Source organism: Streptomyces sp. LS-MS-L19, from assembly GCF_058382285.1.
Window position 1 is genome coordinate 5,534,537 of the sequence record NZ_JBYCLL010000001.1, and the last position, 18,800, is coordinate 5,553,336.

The window sequence follows — 18,800 nt, forward strand, 5'->3', positions numbered from 1 at the left end:
TTCGAAAGGACGCCCCGCCGTGCGGCATCTGATATCCATCGACGACCTCACCGACGAGGACCTGCGGGCCGTCGTCGCCCGCGGCGCGCAGTTCGCCGCCGAAGGCCCGGCCGGCGCCCGCCCGCTGGAGGGCGACATCGCCGGCATCTACTTCCGCCGGACCTCCACCCGGACCCGCACCGCCTTCTCGGCCGGCGCGCTGCGGCTCGGCGCGCAGATCGTCTCGTACGGCCCCGGGGACCTCCAGCTGAACACCGGTGAGACCAGCGAGGACACCGGCCGGGTCATGTCCCGGATGCTCGACGTGCTCGTCGCCCGCACCGCGGACGACCCCGGCGAGCTGCGCGGCTGGGCCGCCCAGCACCGGATGTCCGTCGTCAACGCGATGAGCGCCGACGAGCACCCCACCCAGGCGCTCACCGATCTGACCACACTCCTCGGCCGGTTCGGCCGCTTGGAGGGGCTGCGCGTCCTGTACGTCGGCGAGGGCAACAACACCGCCTCCGCCCTCGCGCTCGCCCTCACCCGCTTCCCCGGAGTCGAGCTGGAGCTGCGCACCCCGCCCGGCTACGGCCTCGCCGACCGGTTCCTGACCCGGGCGGCGGAGCAGGCCGAGCGGCACGGCGGCCGGTTCGCCGAGCGCCACGACATGGCCGACCTGCCCGCCGACCAGGACGCCATCTACACCACCCGCTGGCAGACCACCGGCACCAGCAAGCCGGACCCCGACTGGCGTGACGTCTTCGCGCCGTTCCAGGTCGACGAGGCGCTGTGGGAGGCCAGCCCCAAGGCCGTCTTCCTGCACGACCTGCCCGCGCACCGGGGCGACGAGGTCACCGCCGGCGTCCTCGACGGCCCCGCGAGCCTCGCCTTCCAGCAGGCCGAGAACAAGATGCACAGCGCCATGGCCGTACTGGAATGGTGCCGCCGCGGCCCCACGGAGGCCGCGGACACCGCCGGGCGGCCGTGGTGACCCTCGCCCCCGGGGCGCCGGCCGAGGCCCGCCCCGAGCTGCCGCCGCTGCGCCGGAACCGGGACTTCGTCCTGCTGTGGTCCGGAGCGGGCATGTCGTTCCTCGGCACCCGGGTCACCGCCGTCGGGTATCCGCTGCTCGTGCTCTGGCACACCCGCTCCCCGATCTCCATGTCCCTGGTGACCTTCGCGGCCCTGCTGCCGGCCCTGCTGGTGCAGTTGCCGGCCGGGGCGCTCGTGGACCGGTGGGACCGGCGGCGCGTGATGGTGGTGTGCGAGGCGGGCCGCACGGTGGCGCTCGGCACGGTCGCGGTCGCGGTGCTCACCGGCCGTGTCTCGGTGGCGCACATCGCCGCCGTGGCGTTCGCCGAGTCCTGCCTCACCGTCTTCTACCGGCTGGCCGAACGCGGCGCCGTACGCAATGTGGTGCCCGAGGAGCAACTGCCGCAGGCCCTCGCGCAGAACGAGGCGCGGGGCCGGGCGGCGGGCCTGCTCGGCCAGCCCGCCGGCATCCTGCTCTACACGGCGGTGCGCTGGGTGCCGTTCCTGTTCGGCGCCCTCGCCTACCTCGTCTCGCTGGTGACCCTGCTGTTCATCAGGAAGGAGTTCCAGGGCGAGCGGACCGCCGCCCGCAAGGCGCTGCACCGCGAGGTCGCCGAGGGCATGGCGTGGCTGTGGCGCCGGCGTTTCCTGCGCACGGCCCTCGGCTTCGTCGCCGGCACCAACGCGCTGTTCCAGGTCCTCAGCCTCGCCGTGATCCTGATGATCAAGGACGAGGGCCGCTCGGAGGCCGTCCTCGCGGTCGTCGTGACGGGCGGCGGCATCGGCGGCATGCTCGGCGCGCTCACCGGGAGCTGGTGGATGCGCCGGTACAGCCAGCGCGGCATCCTCGTCGGCGGGCTCGCCGTCTGGGCCGCCCTGATCACGGCCATCGCCTTCACACACGCCGAACCGCTGCTGCTCGGGCTGCTGTTCGCCGGTACGAGTCTGGTCGGCGCCGTCTTCAACGTCGCCGCCGCCGTCTACCAGGTGCGCACCACCCCGGACGAGTTCCAGGGCCGCGTCGCCGGCACGGCGAGCCTCATCTCCTCCGGCACGAACTCGCTCGGCGCGCTCCTCGCCGGCCTCGCCCTCGAACTGTGGGGCGCCGCCGACTCGATCCTGCTGACCGGCGCCGCGATGGCCCTGCTGTCCCTGGGCGCCGTGCTCAGTCCCGCCCTGCGCACCGAGGACGCGCAGGCCGACACCGAAGTCCGAGGGGGAGAGGAAGATGGACGTGACCGGACCTGACAGCCCGGCCGCCTGGTTCCGGGTGCACCGGCGGTCCGTGGAGCCGCGGCTGCGGCTGGTGTGCTTCCCGCACGCCGGCGGCACCGCCCAGCTGTTCCACGGCTGGCCGGCGCGGCTGCCCAAGGACATCGAGGTCCTCGCCGTCCGCTATCCCGGCCGGCAGGACCGGCTGGCCGAGCCGTGCGTCGAGGACATGGCGACCCTCGCCGACCGGATCACCCGGGCGCTCGTCCCGTACCTGGACCGGCCGGTGGCGCTGTTCGGCCACAGCATGGGCTCCGCCGTCGCCTATGAGGTGGCGCTGCGCCTGGAGTCCCGGCACGGCACCACGGCCGCCCGCCTGATGGTCTCCGGCCGGGCCGCCCCGCACCGGGCTCCGCGCGGTGGGCTGCACGAGGACGACGACGACGCGCTGATCGCGGGCGTCCGCACCCTCGGCAGCCTGGGCTCCGAGGTGTTCGACATCCCCGAGCTGCGGGAGCTGCTGCTGCCCGCGCTGCGCGCCGACTACCGGCTCATCGAGACGTACCAACCCAGCGACCCGGTACCCGTACGCGCCCCCGTCAGCGCGTACATCGGCGACAGCGACCCCGGCTCCGGCCAGGAGCGCGCGTCGGTGGCGGCCTGGGCGGAACTGACCACCGCGGGCGACTTCACGCTCCGCTCCTTCCCCGGCGACCACTTCTATCTCGACCCGTGCGAGGCGGAGTTGACGGCCGACATCGCCCACCACCTGGAAGGAGTGGGACGAAATAGAAAATTTATAGCTTTCCCCTAGATAGTCATTGAATAGTGAAGGGATCGTCCCATGACTGAACAGCAGACCTGGTCGCCGCTGGAGATCGAGACCGAGCTCGCCGGCGGCGCGGATGAACTCGCCGACCGCCTCCAGGCGATGGGTGACGAACTGGGAGAGCTCCTCGTGCAGGAGAAGGCCCTGGTCTTCCGCGGCTTCGGGGTGACCCCCGGCTCCCTGGACGGAGTCCTCGACCTGCTGCTGCCGAACCGCCTCGCGTACGTACACGGCAACTCACCGCGCACCAAGGTCGGCAGCAACGTCTACACCTCGACCGAGTACCCGCAGGAGTTCACCATCTCGATGCACAACGAGATGAGTTACGCCCACGCCTGGCCGGCCCGGCTCGCCTTCTACTGCCAGGTCCAGCCCGGCAGCGGCGGCGCGACCCCGGTGCTCGACTCCGAGGTGTGGCTCGACTCCCTCGACGACGAGGTCAGGCAGGCCTTCGCCGACGGCGTCCGCTACACCCAGAACCTGCACGACGGCTTCGGCCTCGGCAAGAGCTGGCAGGACACCTTCGAGACCGACAGCCGCGAGGAGGTCGAGGCGTTCCTCGACGGCACCGGCGCCGGCTGGGAGTGGAAGGCCGACGGCGGCATCCACATCGAATCGGTCCGCCCGGCCACGATCCGGCACCCGGTCACCGGCACCGAGGGCTGGTTCAACCAGGCCGACCAGTGGCACCCGGCCGGCCTCGGCGACGACACCGCCGCGGCCCTCGCCCAGATCCTCCCCGAGGACGAACTCCCGCAGAACGTCACCTTCGCCGACGGCAGCCCGATCCCCGCCGAGTACGTGGCCCAGATCCGCGACCGGGGCCTGGCCCACGCCATCGACGTCGACTGGCGCACCGGGGACCTCCTCCTCATCGACAACGTGCTGCTCGCCCACGGCCGCCGCCCCTTCACCGGCGCCCGCCGCGTGCTGGTGGCGATGTCGGACTGATGACGCCATGACTGCTGAGACTGCCGAGTTCGAACGGCTGCGGGCGCAGGACGCCGTCCACATCTGGCGGGGCCGCGCACCGGACGCGCTGCTCCCCGACGACGCCGGACTGCTCTCCGCCGCCGAACTCGAGGTCGTACGACGCCGGTCGCAGCAGGCCGCCGTCCGGTACGCGGGAGCACACGCGGCCCTGCGCCGGGTACTGGCCCGCTACCTCGGCGAACCACCCGAGCGGATCAGGCTCGGGCGGCAGCCCTGCCCCCGCTGCGAGCACCCCGAACACGGGCGCCCGCGCATCGACTGGCCGCCCAGCGGCCTCGACTTCAACCTGTCCCGCTCCGGCGTGCACTGGCTGCTCGCCGTCGCCGCCGACCGGCAGGTCGGCGCCGACATCGAGGACGGCAGGACCGTCGACGTCGAGGGCTCGTCCACGATCGTGCTCACCGACGACGAACTCGCCCACATGCGGGCCCAGCCCACCCAGGAACTCCGCCTGGAGGCATTCTTCCGCTGCTGGACGCGCAAGGAGGCCGTGGTGAAGGCCTCCGGTGTGGGCATCGTCGCCGACCTGCGCACGATCGAGGTCCGCCCCGCCGCCCGCGGCCCGGTCCGCGTCACCCACGCCGAGCCGAACGGCCCGGACACCTGGACGGTACAGAACCTGCCCGCGGGCCCGGGACTGTTCGCCGCGCTCGCCAGGGAGGCCGGCAGCACCGGACCGGTACTGATGCGGGACTACCGGCGGGAGATCCAGAACCCGCCCCACGACCACGAGCCGCTCGACCCCGACAAGGAAGGAGCCCACGCCGTATGACCGCTGTCGAGTTCTTGGCGCCGCCGGGCACCCCCGGCACACCCGTCCACCCCTACCTCCAGGAGAACCACGACAAGCTGCGCCGCGTCCTCGCCGAGCACGGAGCGATCCTGCTGCGCGGCTTCGAGGTGGGCGGGGTGGACGGACTCGACGGCGTGGTCCGCGAGTTCTCCCGCTCGGCGCCGCTCACCTACGCGGAACGCTCCTCACCCCGCTCCACCATCAAGGGCCAGGTCTACACCTCGACCGACTACCCCCAGGGCGAGGAGATCTTCCTGCACAACGAGAACTCCTACCAGGCGGTCTGGCCGCGCACCCTGTACTTCTTCTGCATCGAACCGGCCCTCACCCAGGGCGCCACCCCGCTCGCCGACATCCGCGAGGTCTACCGCCACATCGACCCCGACATCCGCGACGAGTTCGCGCGGCGAGGCTGGCGCGTCGTGCGCAACTTCCACGCCGAGTTCGGCGTGCAGTGGCAGGAGGCCTTCGGCACCACGGACCGGGACGCGGTCGAGGAGTACTGCCGCGGCAAGGGCCTGGACCCGCAGTGGCGGCCGGACGGCGGACTGCGCACCACCGCCGTGCGCCGCGCCGTGCACACCCACCCCGAGAGCGGCGTCCCCGTCTGGTTCAACCACGCGACGTTCTTCCACGTCACCTCGCTGGCCCCGGAGGTCCAGGAAGGGCTGCGGGAGATCTTCGCCGAGGAGGACCTGCCCACCAACACGTACTACGGGGACGGCGGGCGCATCCCCGACGAGGTGATGGACCACCTGCGCGCGGCCTACCGTGCCGCGTCCACCCGCTTCGACTGGGAACGTGACGACATCCTCATCGTCGACAACATGCTCGCCGCCCACGGCCGCGAGCCCTTCACGGGCCCGCGCAAAATAGCCGTCGCCATGGCAGAACCGTGGGAGGGCTGACCGGAGAGGATCCACAGGAGCCGGCCACCGCGCCCCCGCTGCGCGCGAACCGGGACTTCCTGCTCCTGTGGTCCGGGGCCGCCGTGTCCTTCCTCGGCACCCGGGTCACCGGAGTCTCGTATCCGCTGATCGTCCTCTGGCACACCGACTCGCCCCTGGTGATGTCGGCGGTGTCGTTCGCCGCGCTGCTGCCCCTGCTGCTCGTGCAACTGCCCGCCGGCGTCCTCGTGGACCGCTGGGACCGGCGGCGGCTGATGGCGGTGTGCGAGGGCGGCCGGTTCCTGGCGCTCGGGAGCGTGGCGCTCACCCTGTCCGCCGGACACTTCTCGGCCGTCCAGCTGGCCGCCGTGGCGTTCACCGAGACGAGCCTGGCCATCGTCTACCGGCTCGCCGAGCGCGGCGCCGTACGCAACGTCGTGGCGGCCGGGCACCTGCCCGCCGCCCTCGCCCGGAACGAGGCACGCGGGCGGGCGTCGGTCCTGCTCGGCCAGCCCGGCGGAGTCGTCCTGCAGAGCGCGGCGCGCTGGGCCCCCTTCCTGTTCTCCGCGCTGGCCGGTCTGCTCTCCCTGGCCACGCTGCTGCTGATCAGGAAGGACTTCCAGGAGCGGCGCACGGCCACCCGCAAGCCGCTGCGGGCCGAACTGGCAGAAGGCATGCGCTGGTTGTGGCGGCGGCGGTTCCTGCGCGCCGCGCTCGCCTACGTCGCCGGCAGCAACCTCCTGCTCCAGGTACTGCCGCTCGCCCTGGTCGTCCTCGTCAAGGAGGAGGGCCGCGCCTCGGTCACCGTGGCCGTCATCGTCGGCGTCGGCGGCGCCGGCGGGATCGTCGGGGCGCTCAGCGGCGGTTGGTGGCAGCGCAGGACCCGGCTGCGCTCGGTGCTCGTCGCCGGACTCGGCACCTGGACGGTCCTGATCGCCGCCATGTCCCTCACCACCGAACCGCTCCTCCTCGGCGTGCTGTTCGCCGGCACCGGCTACATCACCGCGGTCTTCAACGTCGCCGCGGCCGTCTACCAGATCCGCACCACACCCGACCGCCTCCAGGGCCGGGTCGCCGCCACCTCCCACCTCGTCGCCACGGGCGCGAACGTGCTCGGCGTCCTGCTCGGCGGACTGCTCCTCTCCCTGGGCGGACCGGCCCCGGCCTTCCTGCTGCTCGCCGCCGCGATGGCCGTACTCGCGGCGAGCGCCGCCCGCACTCCCGCGCTGCGCGCCGAGGACTCCCCGACCGACCCCCCGACCGTCGTCACGAAGGAGCCTGGGCATGAGCCCGCAACCTGACCAGGACCAGCGAAGCGCCCGACTCCGCGCCGAACTGCTCAGGCGCCGTCTCGAAGGCGGTCGGGCAGGAGCCGGGCGCAGAAGCATCGGCCACGCCGACCGGAGCGGCCCGCTGCGACTGTCCTGGGGCCAGGAGCAGATGTGGTTCCTGAACCGCCTGGAACCGGACAGCCCCGAGTACCTCGTGCCCCTGGCCCTGCGGCTGCGCGGCGACCTCGACACCACCGCGCTCGACCGGGCCTGGGACGGCTTCCTCGCCCGCCACGAGATCCTGCGCACCCGCTACGTCCTCGACGGCGTCGAACCGGTCCAGATCGTCGACCCGGCGCGGCCGGCACGCTTGGCCACCGAGGACCTGACCCGACTCCCGCGCCGGGAACGCGAGTCGGCGGTGCACGACCGGATCGCGAAGGCCTGCGCGGAACCCGTCGACCTCGCCCGGGAATGGCCGATCCGCGGACGGCTCCTCAAGTGCTCCGACGACGACCACGTGCTGATCGTCGTGGTGCACCACATCGCCTGCGACGCCTGGTCGGCGCACCTCTTCGCCCAGGACATCAGCGGACTGTACAGCGCCTCGGTGGGCATCACCGGAGCGGACCCCGCGCCCCTGCGGTTCCAGTACGCCGACTACGCGGCCTGGCAGCGCGAGCAGCAGAACACGCCCGCCGCCGCCCGCCATCTCGACTACTGGCGCACCCAGTTGGCCGGCCTCACCCCGATCGGCCTGCCCACCGACCGGCGCCGCCCCGCCGTCCGCGACGCCACCGGCGGCACGGTGGCCCACGCCCTGACCCCCGAACTCACCCACGCCGTACGCGACGTGGCCAAGCGGCACGACACCACCCCCTTCGCGGTGCTGCTCGCCGCCTTCCAGGCACTCCTGGCCCGCTACACGGGACGCGAGGACGTCGCGGTCGGCACCCTCCTGTCGGCGCGCAACCGGCCCGAGTGGCAGCACCTCTTCGGATACGGCATCAACAGCGTGGTCCTGCGCGGACGGTGGGACGGCGACCCGACCTTCACCGAACACCTCGCCGCGACCCGCCGTACCGTGCTCGACGCCTTCGAGCACCAGGATCTGCCGTTCGCCCGGCTCGTCGCCGAGCTGGAGCCCGAGCGCGACCTGTCCCGCACCCCGCTCTTCCAGGTCCTCTTCACCCTGCGCGAGGAGACGGTCGACGACTACCGGCTGCCCGGCGTCACCCTCCAGGCACTGGAGCCGGCCGCCGCCCCGGCCCGCTTCGACCTCTCGCTGACCATGAACGAAGGACGCGACGGCGCTCTCACCGCCCGCCTGGAGTTCGCCACCGCCCTCTTCGACCGGACCACGGCCGAGCGAATGCTCGGACACTACGTACGCCTGCTCACCGCCGCCGTGACCCACCCCGCCACCCGACTCTCGAGCCTGGCCGTCCTCGGCGCCGAGGAGCGGGCCGTGCTGGTCGGCGGTCCTGAGCGGGTGGAGCCGGTGACCCGGCGGGTTCACGAGGTCTTCGCGGCACAGGTGGCGCGTACGCCGGATGCCGTGGCGGTCGTGTTCGAGGGCCAGGAGCTCTCCTACGCGGAGCTGGACGTGCGCGCGAACCGCCTCGCGCATCTGCTGCGTTCGAAGGGGGTGGGTCCGGAGGACCTGGTGGGTGTCTGCCTGGAGCGGGGCATCGAGCTGATGCCGGCGCTGCTGGGTGTGCTGAAGGCGGGGGCCGCGTATTTGCCCCTGGACCCGGCCAACCCCGGTGACCGCCTCGCGTACATCGTCAAGGACGCGAAGGCTCCGGTGGTGCTGACCACGGCCGGACAGGCCGCAGTTCTGGACGGGCGCTACGACGGTGACGTCATCGAACTGGACACCGCAGCGGCTCTTTTGGCCGCGCAGCCCGGTACCGATCCCGGGGTGGCCGGCAGTCCGCAGAACCTGATCTACACGATCTACACGTCGGGTTCCACGGGCCGCCCCAAGGGTGTCGCCCTCACTCACGAGAACGTGGTGCGCCTGCTCGCGCGCGGCCAGGAGCACTACGCCTTCGCCGACACCGATGTGTGGCCGTTGTTCCACTCCTACGCCTTCGACGTGTCGGTGTGGGAGATGTGGGGTGCACTGCTGCACGGCGGACGCCTCGTGGTGGTCCCGTTCGCGGTCACCCGTTCCCCGGAGGAGTTCCTCGACCTGCTGGTCGAGCAGGGTGTGACGGTCCTCAACCAGACACCGTCCGCGTTCCGCTCCCTGGTGGGTGCCGCCCGTGACGGCGATCCGCGGATCGACCGGCTCGCTGTGCGTGCTGTGGTCTTCGCAGGTGAGAAGCTGGAGGTCGCCGACCTCAAGCCGTGGACCGACCGGCTGGGGCTTGCCCGTACCGCGCTGGTGAACATGTACGGGATCACCGAGACCACCGTGCACACCACCTACCACCGGATCACCAAGCGGGATCTCGACCCGCAGGCCGGCAACCCCATCGGGCGCCCGCTCAGCGACCTGCGCGTCCATCTCCTCGACGGCAACGGTGACTTGGTGCCGATCGGCGTCCCTGGCGAGATCCATGTCGCGGGCCCGGGTGTGGCCCGTGGCTATCTGAACCGGCCCGAGCTGACGGCGGAGAGGTTCGTGCCGGATCCGTTCGGTCCTGCGGGTGCGCGGCTCTACAAGAGCGGTGATCTGGCCCGCCGTCTCCCGGACGGGAGTCTGGAGTTCGTCGGGCGTGCTGATGACCAGGTGAAGATCCGTGGGTTCCGCATCGAGCTGGGTGAGATCGAGAGTGTGCTGGGGGCGCATCCGGGGCTGCGGGACGCGGTCGTGGTGGTGCGGGAGGACGTGCCGGGTGACAAGCGGCTGGTCGGCTATGTCGTGGCCGCGAAGCCGGGCGAGGTGCCGGGTCTGGGGGAGTTGCGGGCGTATCTGTCGGCGTCGTTGCCGCAGTACATGGTGCCGGCCGCGTTCGTGCCGCTGGCCGCGCTGCCGCTGACGACGAACGGCAAGCTCGACAAGCGGGCGCTGCCCGCTCCGGAGGGTGTCGCGCTGGGCAGCGACCGGGCGTATGTGGCCCCGCGTACTGAGGTGGAGGAGCTGATCGCCGGGATCTGGCGGGAGGCCCTGGGTGTCGAGCGGGTCGGTGTCGAGGACGGCTTCTTCGACCTCGGCGGCGACTCCATCAAGGCGGTGGCACTGGTCGGCGCACTGCGTGCGGCCGGACTCGACGTCGCCGTACGGGACATCTTCGACCACCGCACCATCGCTGGACTAGCGGAACTCGTCGCGACACGGGGACGCGCCGTCGTCGAGGCGGCCGTGGCCCCCTTCGAACTGCTCGGCGCCGGCGACCGGGGCCGGCTCCCGGCCGGGCTCGCCGACGCGTACCCGATGTCGCAGACCCAGATCGGCATGGTCGTCGACCTGCTCGCCCACGACCGGAGCGCCCACTACCAGAACGTCGCGTCCACACGGATGCGCGCCGAGGTGCCCTTCGATCTGGAGGCGCTGCGCTCCGCGGCATCGACGGTGACGGCACGCCATGACGTGCTGCGCACCTCTTTCGACCTGAAGTCCTGCTCCGTCCCTGTCCAGTTGGTGCACAGGACGGCCGAGATGCCGGTGGCCGTGCGTGACCTGAGCGGACTGGAAGCCCATGAGGTGACCCGGAGCCTCGACGCCTTCCACGCCGAGGAGAAGGCCCGGTCCTTCGATCTCGCCGCACCCCCGTTGTTCCGGCTGACGGCGCATCTGGTCGCGGACGGCGGCTGGTGGCTCTCGGTCACCGAGTTCCACGGCATCGTCGAAGGCTGGAGTTACCACTCCCTGATCAAGGAACTTCTGTCCTGCTACGGGCAGTTGCTCGGCCCTGGGGAACCGGAGCCGTATGCCGCACCGGCCGTCCGGTTCGCCGACTCCATCGCCGGTGAACTCCGCGCGCTCGCGTCGGACGAGGACCGCGCGTACTGGCGCCGGACCGTCGAGGCGTACCCGAAATTCACCCTCCCCGCCGGTTGGGGCGCTCCTGACCAGCCCGTCGAACACTTCTGGGTCTCCGTACCCTTCGGCGATCTGGAGGACCGGCTGCGGGCCCTCGCGGCCCGGGCGGACGCCTCGCTCAAGAGCGTCCTGGTGGCCGCGCACGGCAAGGTCCTGAGCCTGCTCACTGGCCTGCCCGCCTTCACCGGCGGTGTCGTGGTGCACACCCGCCCCGAGACGGCCGACGCCGACCGCGTCTACGGCATGCATCTCAACACGGTGCCCTTCGTCTTCGACCGCACGGCGCCAACCTGGCGCCAACTGGTCGGCCGGGCCTTCGAACGGGAGGCGGGGCTCTGGCCGCACCGCCGGTTCCCGATGCCGGAGATGCAGCGCATGACGGGCGGGCAACGGCTCGTCGACGTACTGCTCAACCACGTGGACTTCGACCGGCTGGAGAGCGAAGCGGTCGACCTGGACAGCCTGATGGCGCCGGGTACGACGGAGTTCGACCTCGCGGTCACCACCGTGTCCCGGCACATCGGCCTGAAGACCAACACCCGGGTCCTGACCCGCCGGAACGCGGGCAGGATCGCGGACCTGTACCGACGGGTGCTCGAGGCGATGGCGGCGGACCCGGACGGGGACGCGGCCGAGGTGTTCCTCGCCCCGGAGGAGCGCGAGCTGCTGGAGCGGGTCAACGAGACGGGGTTCGAGGCCGAGACGCGGTCGGTGCTGGAGTTGTTCGAGGCGCAGGTGCTGCGGACGCCGGAGGCCACGGCCGTCCGCTCCGGCGAACTGCGCTCGTCCTACGCGGAGTTGGATGCGCGGGCGAATCAGATCGCGCACTTCCTGCGGGGGCGTGGGGTCGGGCATGAGTCGCGGGTGGCCGTGGTCCTGGACCATGGTCCGGAGCTGATCGCGTCGCTGCTGGGTGTGTGGAAGGCGGGCGCGGCCTATGTGCCCATCGATCCGTCGTCCCCGGCCGAGCGGGTCGCGGCGATCGTCGAGACCTCGGGCGCTCTGGTGGTCCTGGACGATGCGCGGCCGTCGGTGGCACACCTGCCGGTGACGGCACCGGAGCGTGTCGATGACCTCGACCGGTTGGCGTACGTCATTTTCACGTCGGGTTCGACGGGGACACCGAAGGGCGTCGAGATCGCGCACCGCGGCCTCGTCAACCATGTCGCTTGGGCGGCACGGGAGTTGACGTCGCAGGGTGTGGGTGGGGCGCCGTTGTTCTCGTCGGTGGCGTTCGATCTGGTGGTGCCGAATCTGTGGGCGCCCCTCGTCGCCGGGCAGGCCGTGCACACCGTCTCCGGGTCGGTCGACATGGCTGATCTCGGTGCGCACCTGGTGCGGCAGGGTCCGTACAGCTTCATCAAGCTCACCCCGAGCCATCTCGACGTGCTCTCCCTCCAGCTCACGCCGCCCGCCGCCGCCGCGCTCGCGCCCGTCCTGGTGGTCGCCGGAGAGGCCCTGTCGCGAGGCACGGTCGAGAGGTGGCGTGCCCTCGCACCCGAGAGCAGGCTCATCAATGAGTACGGGCCGACCGAGGCGTCCGTCGGTACCTGCGTCTACCCGGTGAACCAGGCAGAGCCGTCGGAGGTCGTGCCGATCGGCCGGCCGCTGCCGAACATGACGATGCATGTCCTGGACGCGCTGCTCCAGCCGGTTCCGGTGGGTGTGGCGGGGGAGTTGTACGTCGGCGGCACCGGAGTGGCCCGCGGCTACGCGAACCGCCCCGACCTGACCGCCGAGCGTTTCCTGCCGGACCCGTACGGGCCCGCCGGGTCGCGGTTCTACCGCACCGGTGACCTGGTGCGGCGGCGGGCGGACGGGAACGTGGAGTTCCTGGGCCGGCTGGACGACCAGGTCAAGATCCGCGGCTACCGCATCGAACTGGGTGAGGTCCAGGGCGTCCTGGCCGCCCATTCCGCCGTACGCGAGGCGTTCGTGACCGCTGGGAGCCACCAGAGCGGCACCGGTGACAAGCAGCTCGCCGCCTACTACACGACCGCGGACGGTGAGCCCGTCGAGGATCTGGCCGCGTTCTGCGGTCTGCGGCTGCCCGACTACATGATCCCTGCCTCCTTCACCTCCCTGACCGCTCTGCCCCTCAACGCCAACGGCAAGGTCGACCGCCGCGCCCTGCCCGCCCCCGGCCCGAACGCCACCTCCGCCCGCTCCTACACGGCCCCCCGCACCCCCGTCGAGGAGCGGTTCGCCGCTGTCTGGTGCGAGGTGCTGGGAATCGAACGGGCCGGGGTCCAGGACAGCTTCTTCGACCTCGGCGGCGACTCGATCCGCGCCGTCGCCCTCGTCGGCGCGCTGCGGGCGGAGGGCCACGACCTCGACGTACGGGATGTCTTCGACCGCCGTACGATCGCCGCGCTCACCGCACTCGTCGCCGATCGCGCGCCGGCCGTCGTCGAGGCGGCGGTGGCCCCCTTCGAACTGCTCGGGCCCGGCGACCGGGACCGGCTCCCGGCCGGGCTCGCCGACGCGTACCCGATGTCGCAGACCCAGGTCGGGATGGTCGTCGAGATGCTCTCCGACGAGAGTCTGCACCGCTACCACAGCGTGTCCTCGTTCCGGATCCGCGACGAGGAGCCCTTCGACGCCACCGCGCTGCGTGCGGCCGCCCGGGCCGTCGCCGCACGCCATGAGGTGCTGCGCACCTCGTTCGACCTCAACTCCCTCTCCGTGCCCGCGCAGTTCGTGCATCCCGAGGCCGAGATACCGGTGTCCGTGCACGCCTTCCCGGCGGGGCTCGACGCCGAGGGCGTTCAGCGGGCGCTCCGTTCCTTCCAGGCCGACGAGCGCTCCCGCCCCTTCACCCTCACGGCCGCACCCCTGCTGCGCCTCGCCGCGCACCCGGAGGCGCACGGCGCCTGGTGGCTGTCGATGACGCGCTGCCACGCGATCACCGAGGGGTGGAGCCACTACAACCTCCTCATGGAACTCCTGGACTGCTACCGGCAGTTCCGCGACGCCGGCACCCTCCCCGAGACGCCGTCAGAGCCGGGGATCCGTTACGCCGACTTCATCGCGACGGAGATGCGCGCCCTGACCAGCGCCGAGGACCGCGCCTACTGGGCGGCCGTCGTCGAGGACCACCCCAAGGTCGCACTCCCGGCCGGCTGGGGAGACCCCGGACGCCCGCAGGGGGAGCGGGTGCGGCGCCGGGTCGCGGTCTCCGACCTGGAGCCCGGTCTGCGGGCGCTCGCGGTCCGCGCGCAGACGTCACTCAAGAGCGTGCTGCTCGCCGCGCACCTCACGGTGCTCGGTGCCCTCACCGGCGAGAACTCCTTCTCCACCGGGCTCGTGTGCGACGCCAGGCCCGAGGCGGTCGGCGCCGACAAGGTGCACGGGATGTACCTCAACACCGTGCCCTTCCCCCACAACCGGGCGGCAGCAGGGGGCAGTTGGCTCGATCTGGTTCGTGCCGTCTTCGCCACGGAGGTCGGACTCTGGCCGCACCGGCACTTCCCGATGCCGGAGATGCAGCGGACGGCGGGCGGCCGCCGGCTCGTCGACGTGTCCTTCAACTACCTGGACTTCCGCCAGGTCGACACCGAACGGGTCGAGGTGGCGTCGACGCTCGCCGAGGGCGGCACGGAGTTCGACCTCGCCGTGACCACGCTGGCCGGACACCTGGCCCTGAGCAGCCGCGCGGGCGTCCTCGGCGAAGCCGACGCGGACCGGCTCGTGGACATGTACCGGGGCGTCCTGGAAGCAATGGCGGCCGACCCGGACGGCCCGGCCGACGACACCTGCCTCGCGGCAGCGGACCGGTCGCTCCTCGACGCCCTGCACACCCCGGCGCACGGGGAAGCGGCCCCGGACCTGCTGCCCGACCTCTTCGAGGCGCAGGCCCTCCGCACCCCGGACGCGGTCGCCGTCGTCCACGGCCGTACGACCGTGCGGTACGGAGAGCTGGACGCCCGCGCCGACCGCATCGCCCGCCTGCTGCGCGCCCGGGGAGTACGCACGGGCACGCCGGTCGGGGTGCTGCTGGCCCGTGAACCCGACCTGGTGGCGTGCCTGCTCGGGGTGTGGAAGGCGGGCGGGGCGTATGTGCCGCTCGACCCCGCGGCACCCAGTGAGCGGCTGGGGTTCATGCTCGCGGACGCACAGGTGCACACCTTGCTGACCCGGCGCGAGCACCTCCCGGCAGGTCTGCGCCACACGGGCGCGGTCTTCCTCGAAGAACCGGAAACGGAAGAGGAGACCCGTCCCAGCAGGCCCCGAGCCGTCGCGCCGCCCCGCACCACGGACCCCGATCACCTTGCCTACATCATCCACACGTCCGGCTCCACGGGCCGCCCCAAGGGCGTGCAGATCACCCACCGGGGCATCGCCCACCGGGTGGCCTGGTCCGTGCGCGAACAGGGCATCGGCCGGCACGACCGCGTCCTGCAGAAGACGTCGGTCGGATTCGACGCGGCCGGCTGGGAGTTGTTCGCCCCGCTGATCACCGGCGGCACGGTGGTGCTGGCCCCGGCCGGCGTCGAACGCGACCCGCAGGCGCTGCTGCGGGCCGTCGCCGACCATCGTGTGACGGTCCTCCAGGTGGTCCCCTCGGTGCTGCGGCTGCTGACCGGCACGGCGGGCTGGGAAGCGTGCACACAGCTGCGGACGGTGTGCTCGGCGGGGGAGCAGCTCGACGGCGAACTCGCCGACCGGGTGAGGAAGTTGCGGCCGGGTCTGGAGCTGTGGAACACCTACGGGCCCACCGAGTGCGCCGTCGACGCCACCGCGCACGCCGTCCCGGACCCGGTGGCCGACGCCCCGGTGCCGATCGGCCGGCCCCTGCCGCATGCGGGCGTGCAGATCCTCGACCCCGGCCTGCGACGGGTGCCGGTCGGAGTGGCCGGGGAACTCCACGTCGTGGGCGCCGCCCTCGCCCGCGGCTACGCGGGGCGCCCCGACCTGACCGCCGAGCGCTTCCTGCCCGACCCGTACGGCCCGCCGGGCGCCCGTATGTACCGCACCGGCGACCTGGTGCGGATCGCCTCGGACGGAACCCTCGTGTACGTGGGCCGCACGGACGACGAGGTCAAGATCCACGGAGTCCGGGTGGCCCCCGCCGAGACCCGCACCGCGCTGCTCGCCCTGCCCGGCGTACAGGACGCCCTGGTGCTGCCCCGGCAGGCCCCCGACGGCACCGGGCAGCGACTCGTCGCGTACGTGGTGGCGAGCGGGCCGGCCGACGGCACCGCACTGCGGCAGCAGCTCGCCGGCCGGCTCCCCCCGGCCTTCGTACCCACCGCGTTCGTGTCCCTGGACCGCATCCCGCTCACCGTGAACGGCAAACCGGACCGCACCGCCCTGCCCGCGCCCGAACCGGCCGCCGACCGTGAGTACACGGCCCCCGCCACCCCCGTCGAGCGCGCCCTCGCGGCGATCTGGTCCGAGGTGCTCGGTCTCGAACAGGTCAGCGCACGCGACAACTTCTTCGACTACGGCGGGGACTCCCTGCTGGTCATCAAGGTCATCGGCGCGGCCCGCAGGCGTGGGCTGCCCGTGTCCCTGCGGATGCTGTACGAGTACGACACCCTGGCCGACCTGGCCGGCGCCGTCGACTCGCTGACGGAAGGACAGGACATGACGCCCGACGCACCACCGGCGCCCACCGCGCGCCCCGCGCCGGCTCTCCCGCACATCTCCAGGGCGGGCCTGGAGGACGTCATGGCGGCCCACCGCATCCCCGGGGTCGCGGTCGCCCTGCTGCGCGGCGGCGAGGTGGTGTCGGTCGAGGGCTACGGGGTCACGGCCGCCGACCGCCCGCAACCGGTCACCCCCCGTACCGCGTTCCAGGTCGCGTCGGTGAGCAAGCACGTCACCGTGCTCGCCGTCCTGCGTCTGGTGGCCGAGGGCGAGCTGAACCTCGACGGGGACATCAACCGCCACCTCACCGGCTGGCAGGTCCCGGACGGCGCCCGCATCACCCTGCGCGAACTCATCAGCCACCAGGGCGGCCTCAGCCATGTCCCGCCCACCAACTTCCTGCCCGGCGAACTCATGCCGACGGTCCCCGAGATCCTGCACGGCCGTCCGCCCGCCACCAACGAGCCGGTCCGGGCCGTGCACCCCGCGGGCACCACCTTCAAGAAGAGCAACATCAACTTCTCGGTCCTCGAACAACTGCTCCTCGACGTGACCGGCGAGCCGTTCGGCGCGATGATGCGGCGCCTGGTCCTCGACCCGCTCGGCATGGCCGACAGCACCTTCGACCAGGGGCACCCGGCCGTCGCCGCCCGCCCCGTCGCCATCGGCCACGACACCGAGGGCGAGCCGATACCCGGCCGCTGGCGGGTGCGCAACGAGGTCGCGGCCGGCGGCCTGTGGGCGAGCGCCGAGGACCTCACCAAGGTGTCCCTGGAGATCCGCCGGGCCTACCTCGGCGAGCCCGGCACCCTCATCGGCCGCCCGCTGGCCCAGCAGATGCTGACCGTCTGGCACCCCGGCAGCTTCTACGGCCTCGGCACCGTCCTGGACACCACGGGCGGCGACGTGGAGTACGGACACGGCGGCCGGACCGTCGGCTACCGGGTCGGCACCTTCACCCGCGTCGACAGCGGGGAGGGCCTGATCGTGCTGACCAACTCCGAGAACGGCAAGTACGCGAACACCTTCGTCGCCGACGCCGTACGGCGTGCGGACGGCGGGCTCGGCACCGGTGAGGCGATCGCCGCCTGGGCGAACGGCACCGACGAGCCGGTTGAGCCGGCGGCCGCCCGTGCGTGAGGGGACGGCCGGGCGGCTGCGCCGGGCCGTGGGGCAGCGCCCGGACGGCGAGGCCACGGCCGTGCTCGTACACGCCGAGGGACCCGCGGGACCGTGGTCGGCCGCGGCCGGGGTCGCCGATGTCACCACCGGCGAACCGGCCCGGCACGAGCACCGGTTCCGGATCGGCGGGGTGACCAAGACCTTCCTCGCCGCGACCGTCCTCGCCATGGCCGAGGACGGCCTCCTGGACCTCGACGAACCCGTCGACCGGCACCTGCCCGGCCTGCTGCCGGCACCCGTCACCACCCGCCGGCTCCTCGACCACACCAGCGGCCTGGCCGACGAGAGCGACGTCCGCTACAACGACACGCCCTGGTTCCTGCGCCACCGCCTCGACACGTTCACGCCCGAGCAGCTGCTCGCCCGGCCGCTGCGGCAGCCGCTCGACTTCGCCCCCGGCACGGCCCAGCAGATCACCCGCGCCAACTACGTCGTCCTCGGCATGCTCGTCGAGCGGGTCGGCGGACGCGGCTACGCGAAGGAGATCGAGGAGCGCGTCCTGCGGCCGCTCGGGCTGGACGCCACCACGCTGCCCGGCACCGACCCCGCCCTGCCAGCACCGCACCTGCGCGGGTACGAGGACGGCCTGGACATCACCGAGCACAGTCCGACCATCCACGGCGCCGCGGGCGAGATGATCTCCACCGTGCCCGACCTGGACCGCTTCCTGACCGCGCTCCTCGGCGGTGAACTCCTCGGCGAACAGGCCCTCGCGCAGATGTTCCGGGTGCCGGACGTGCCGTACGTCAAGGGCGGGCCGGCCTTCTGCGGGGCCGGCCTGGACAGCATGGTGCTGCCCGGCGGCACCACCGTGTGGGGCATGGCGGGCGTGGTGCACGGCTACCTGGCCGGGATCGGCGCCACCCGCGACCTCGGGCACCGCGTCGTCTACATGATGGCCCCGCGCACCCGGGGCACGCTGCGGGTGCCGCCCGCGGTGCAGTCGATCCTCGCGGCGGCCTTCTGAACGACGGCGACGGGCCGGGCACCTCCCCGATCAGGGGGTGCCCGGCCCGTCGCCGTCACCGTGCCG

At 72.5% G+C, this 18,800-nt stretch carries 9 protein-coding genes; all 9 read left to right on the forward strand.

What is annotated here, in order from left to right:
* The first annotated feature begins 19 nt into the window (after positions 1-19).
* The 9 genes from AC2XR2_RS24725 to AC2XR2_RS24765 are packed head-to-tail and all read left to right on the forward strand — an operon-like array spanning position 20 to position 18,734.
* Positions 20-973 carry an ornithine carbamoyltransferase gene (locus tag AC2XR2_RS24725; RefSeq protein WP_491516334.1) on the forward strand — a complete coding sequence of 318 codons (954 nt, stop codon included), beginning with the start codon at positions 20-22 and terminating at the stop codon, positions 971-973.
* Positions 970-2,262 carry an MFS transporter gene (locus tag AC2XR2_RS24730; RefSeq protein WP_330265403.1) on the forward strand — a complete coding sequence of 431 codons (1,293 nt, stop codon included), beginning with the start codon at positions 970-972 and terminating at the stop codon, positions 2,260-2,262. The genes AC2XR2_RS24725 and AC2XR2_RS24730 overlap by 4 nt, the downstream gene beginning before the upstream one ends.
* Positions 2,243-3,040, forward strand: coding sequence for a thioesterase II family protein (locus AC2XR2_RS24735; RefSeq protein WP_491516335.1), 798 nt, complete (start codon positions 2,243-2,245; stop codon positions 3,038-3,040). Before AC2XR2_RS24730 ends, AC2XR2_RS24735 begins: the two co-directional genes overlap by 20 nt.
* Before the next feature lie 30 nt (positions 3,041-3,070).
* Positions 3,071-4,006, forward strand: coding sequence for a TauD/TfdA family dioxygenase (locus AC2XR2_RS24740; protein ID WP_491516336.1), 936 nt, complete (start codon positions 3,071-3,073; stop codon positions 4,004-4,006).
* A gap of 7 nt (positions 4,007-4,013) precedes the next feature.
* Positions 4,014-4,820, forward strand: coding sequence for a 4'-phosphopantetheinyl transferase family protein (locus AC2XR2_RS24745; protein WP_491516337.1), 807 nt, complete (start codon positions 4,014-4,016; stop codon positions 4,818-4,820).
* A complete protein-coding gene (locus AC2XR2_RS24750) occupies positions 4,817-5,749 on the forward strand; it encodes a TauD/TfdA family dioxygenase (RefSeq protein ID WP_381300548.1) in 933 nt (310 codons plus the stop codon). Before AC2XR2_RS24745 ends, AC2XR2_RS24750 begins: the two co-directional genes overlap by 4 nt.
* Positions 5,737-7,029, forward strand: a complete 1,293-nt coding sequence (locus AC2XR2_RS24755; protein WP_491516338.1) for an MFS transporter — start codon at positions 5,737-5,739, stop codon at positions 7,027-7,029. The genes AC2XR2_RS24750 and AC2XR2_RS24755 overlap by 13 nt, the downstream gene beginning before the upstream one ends.
* Positions 7,013-17,725, forward strand: a complete 10,713-nt coding sequence (locus AC2XR2_RS24760) for a non-ribosomal peptide synthetase (protein WP_491516339.1) — start codon at positions 7,013-7,015, stop codon at positions 17,723-17,725. The genes AC2XR2_RS24755 and AC2XR2_RS24760 overlap by 17 nt, the downstream gene beginning before the upstream one ends.
* Positions 17,718-18,734, forward strand: coding sequence for a serine hydrolase domain-containing protein (locus AC2XR2_RS24765; protein ID WP_491516340.1), 1,017 nt, complete (start codon positions 17,718-17,720; stop codon positions 18,732-18,734). Before AC2XR2_RS24760 ends, AC2XR2_RS24765 begins: the two co-directional genes overlap by 8 nt.
* The last annotated feature ends 66 nt before the right edge of the window (positions 18,735-18,800 follow it).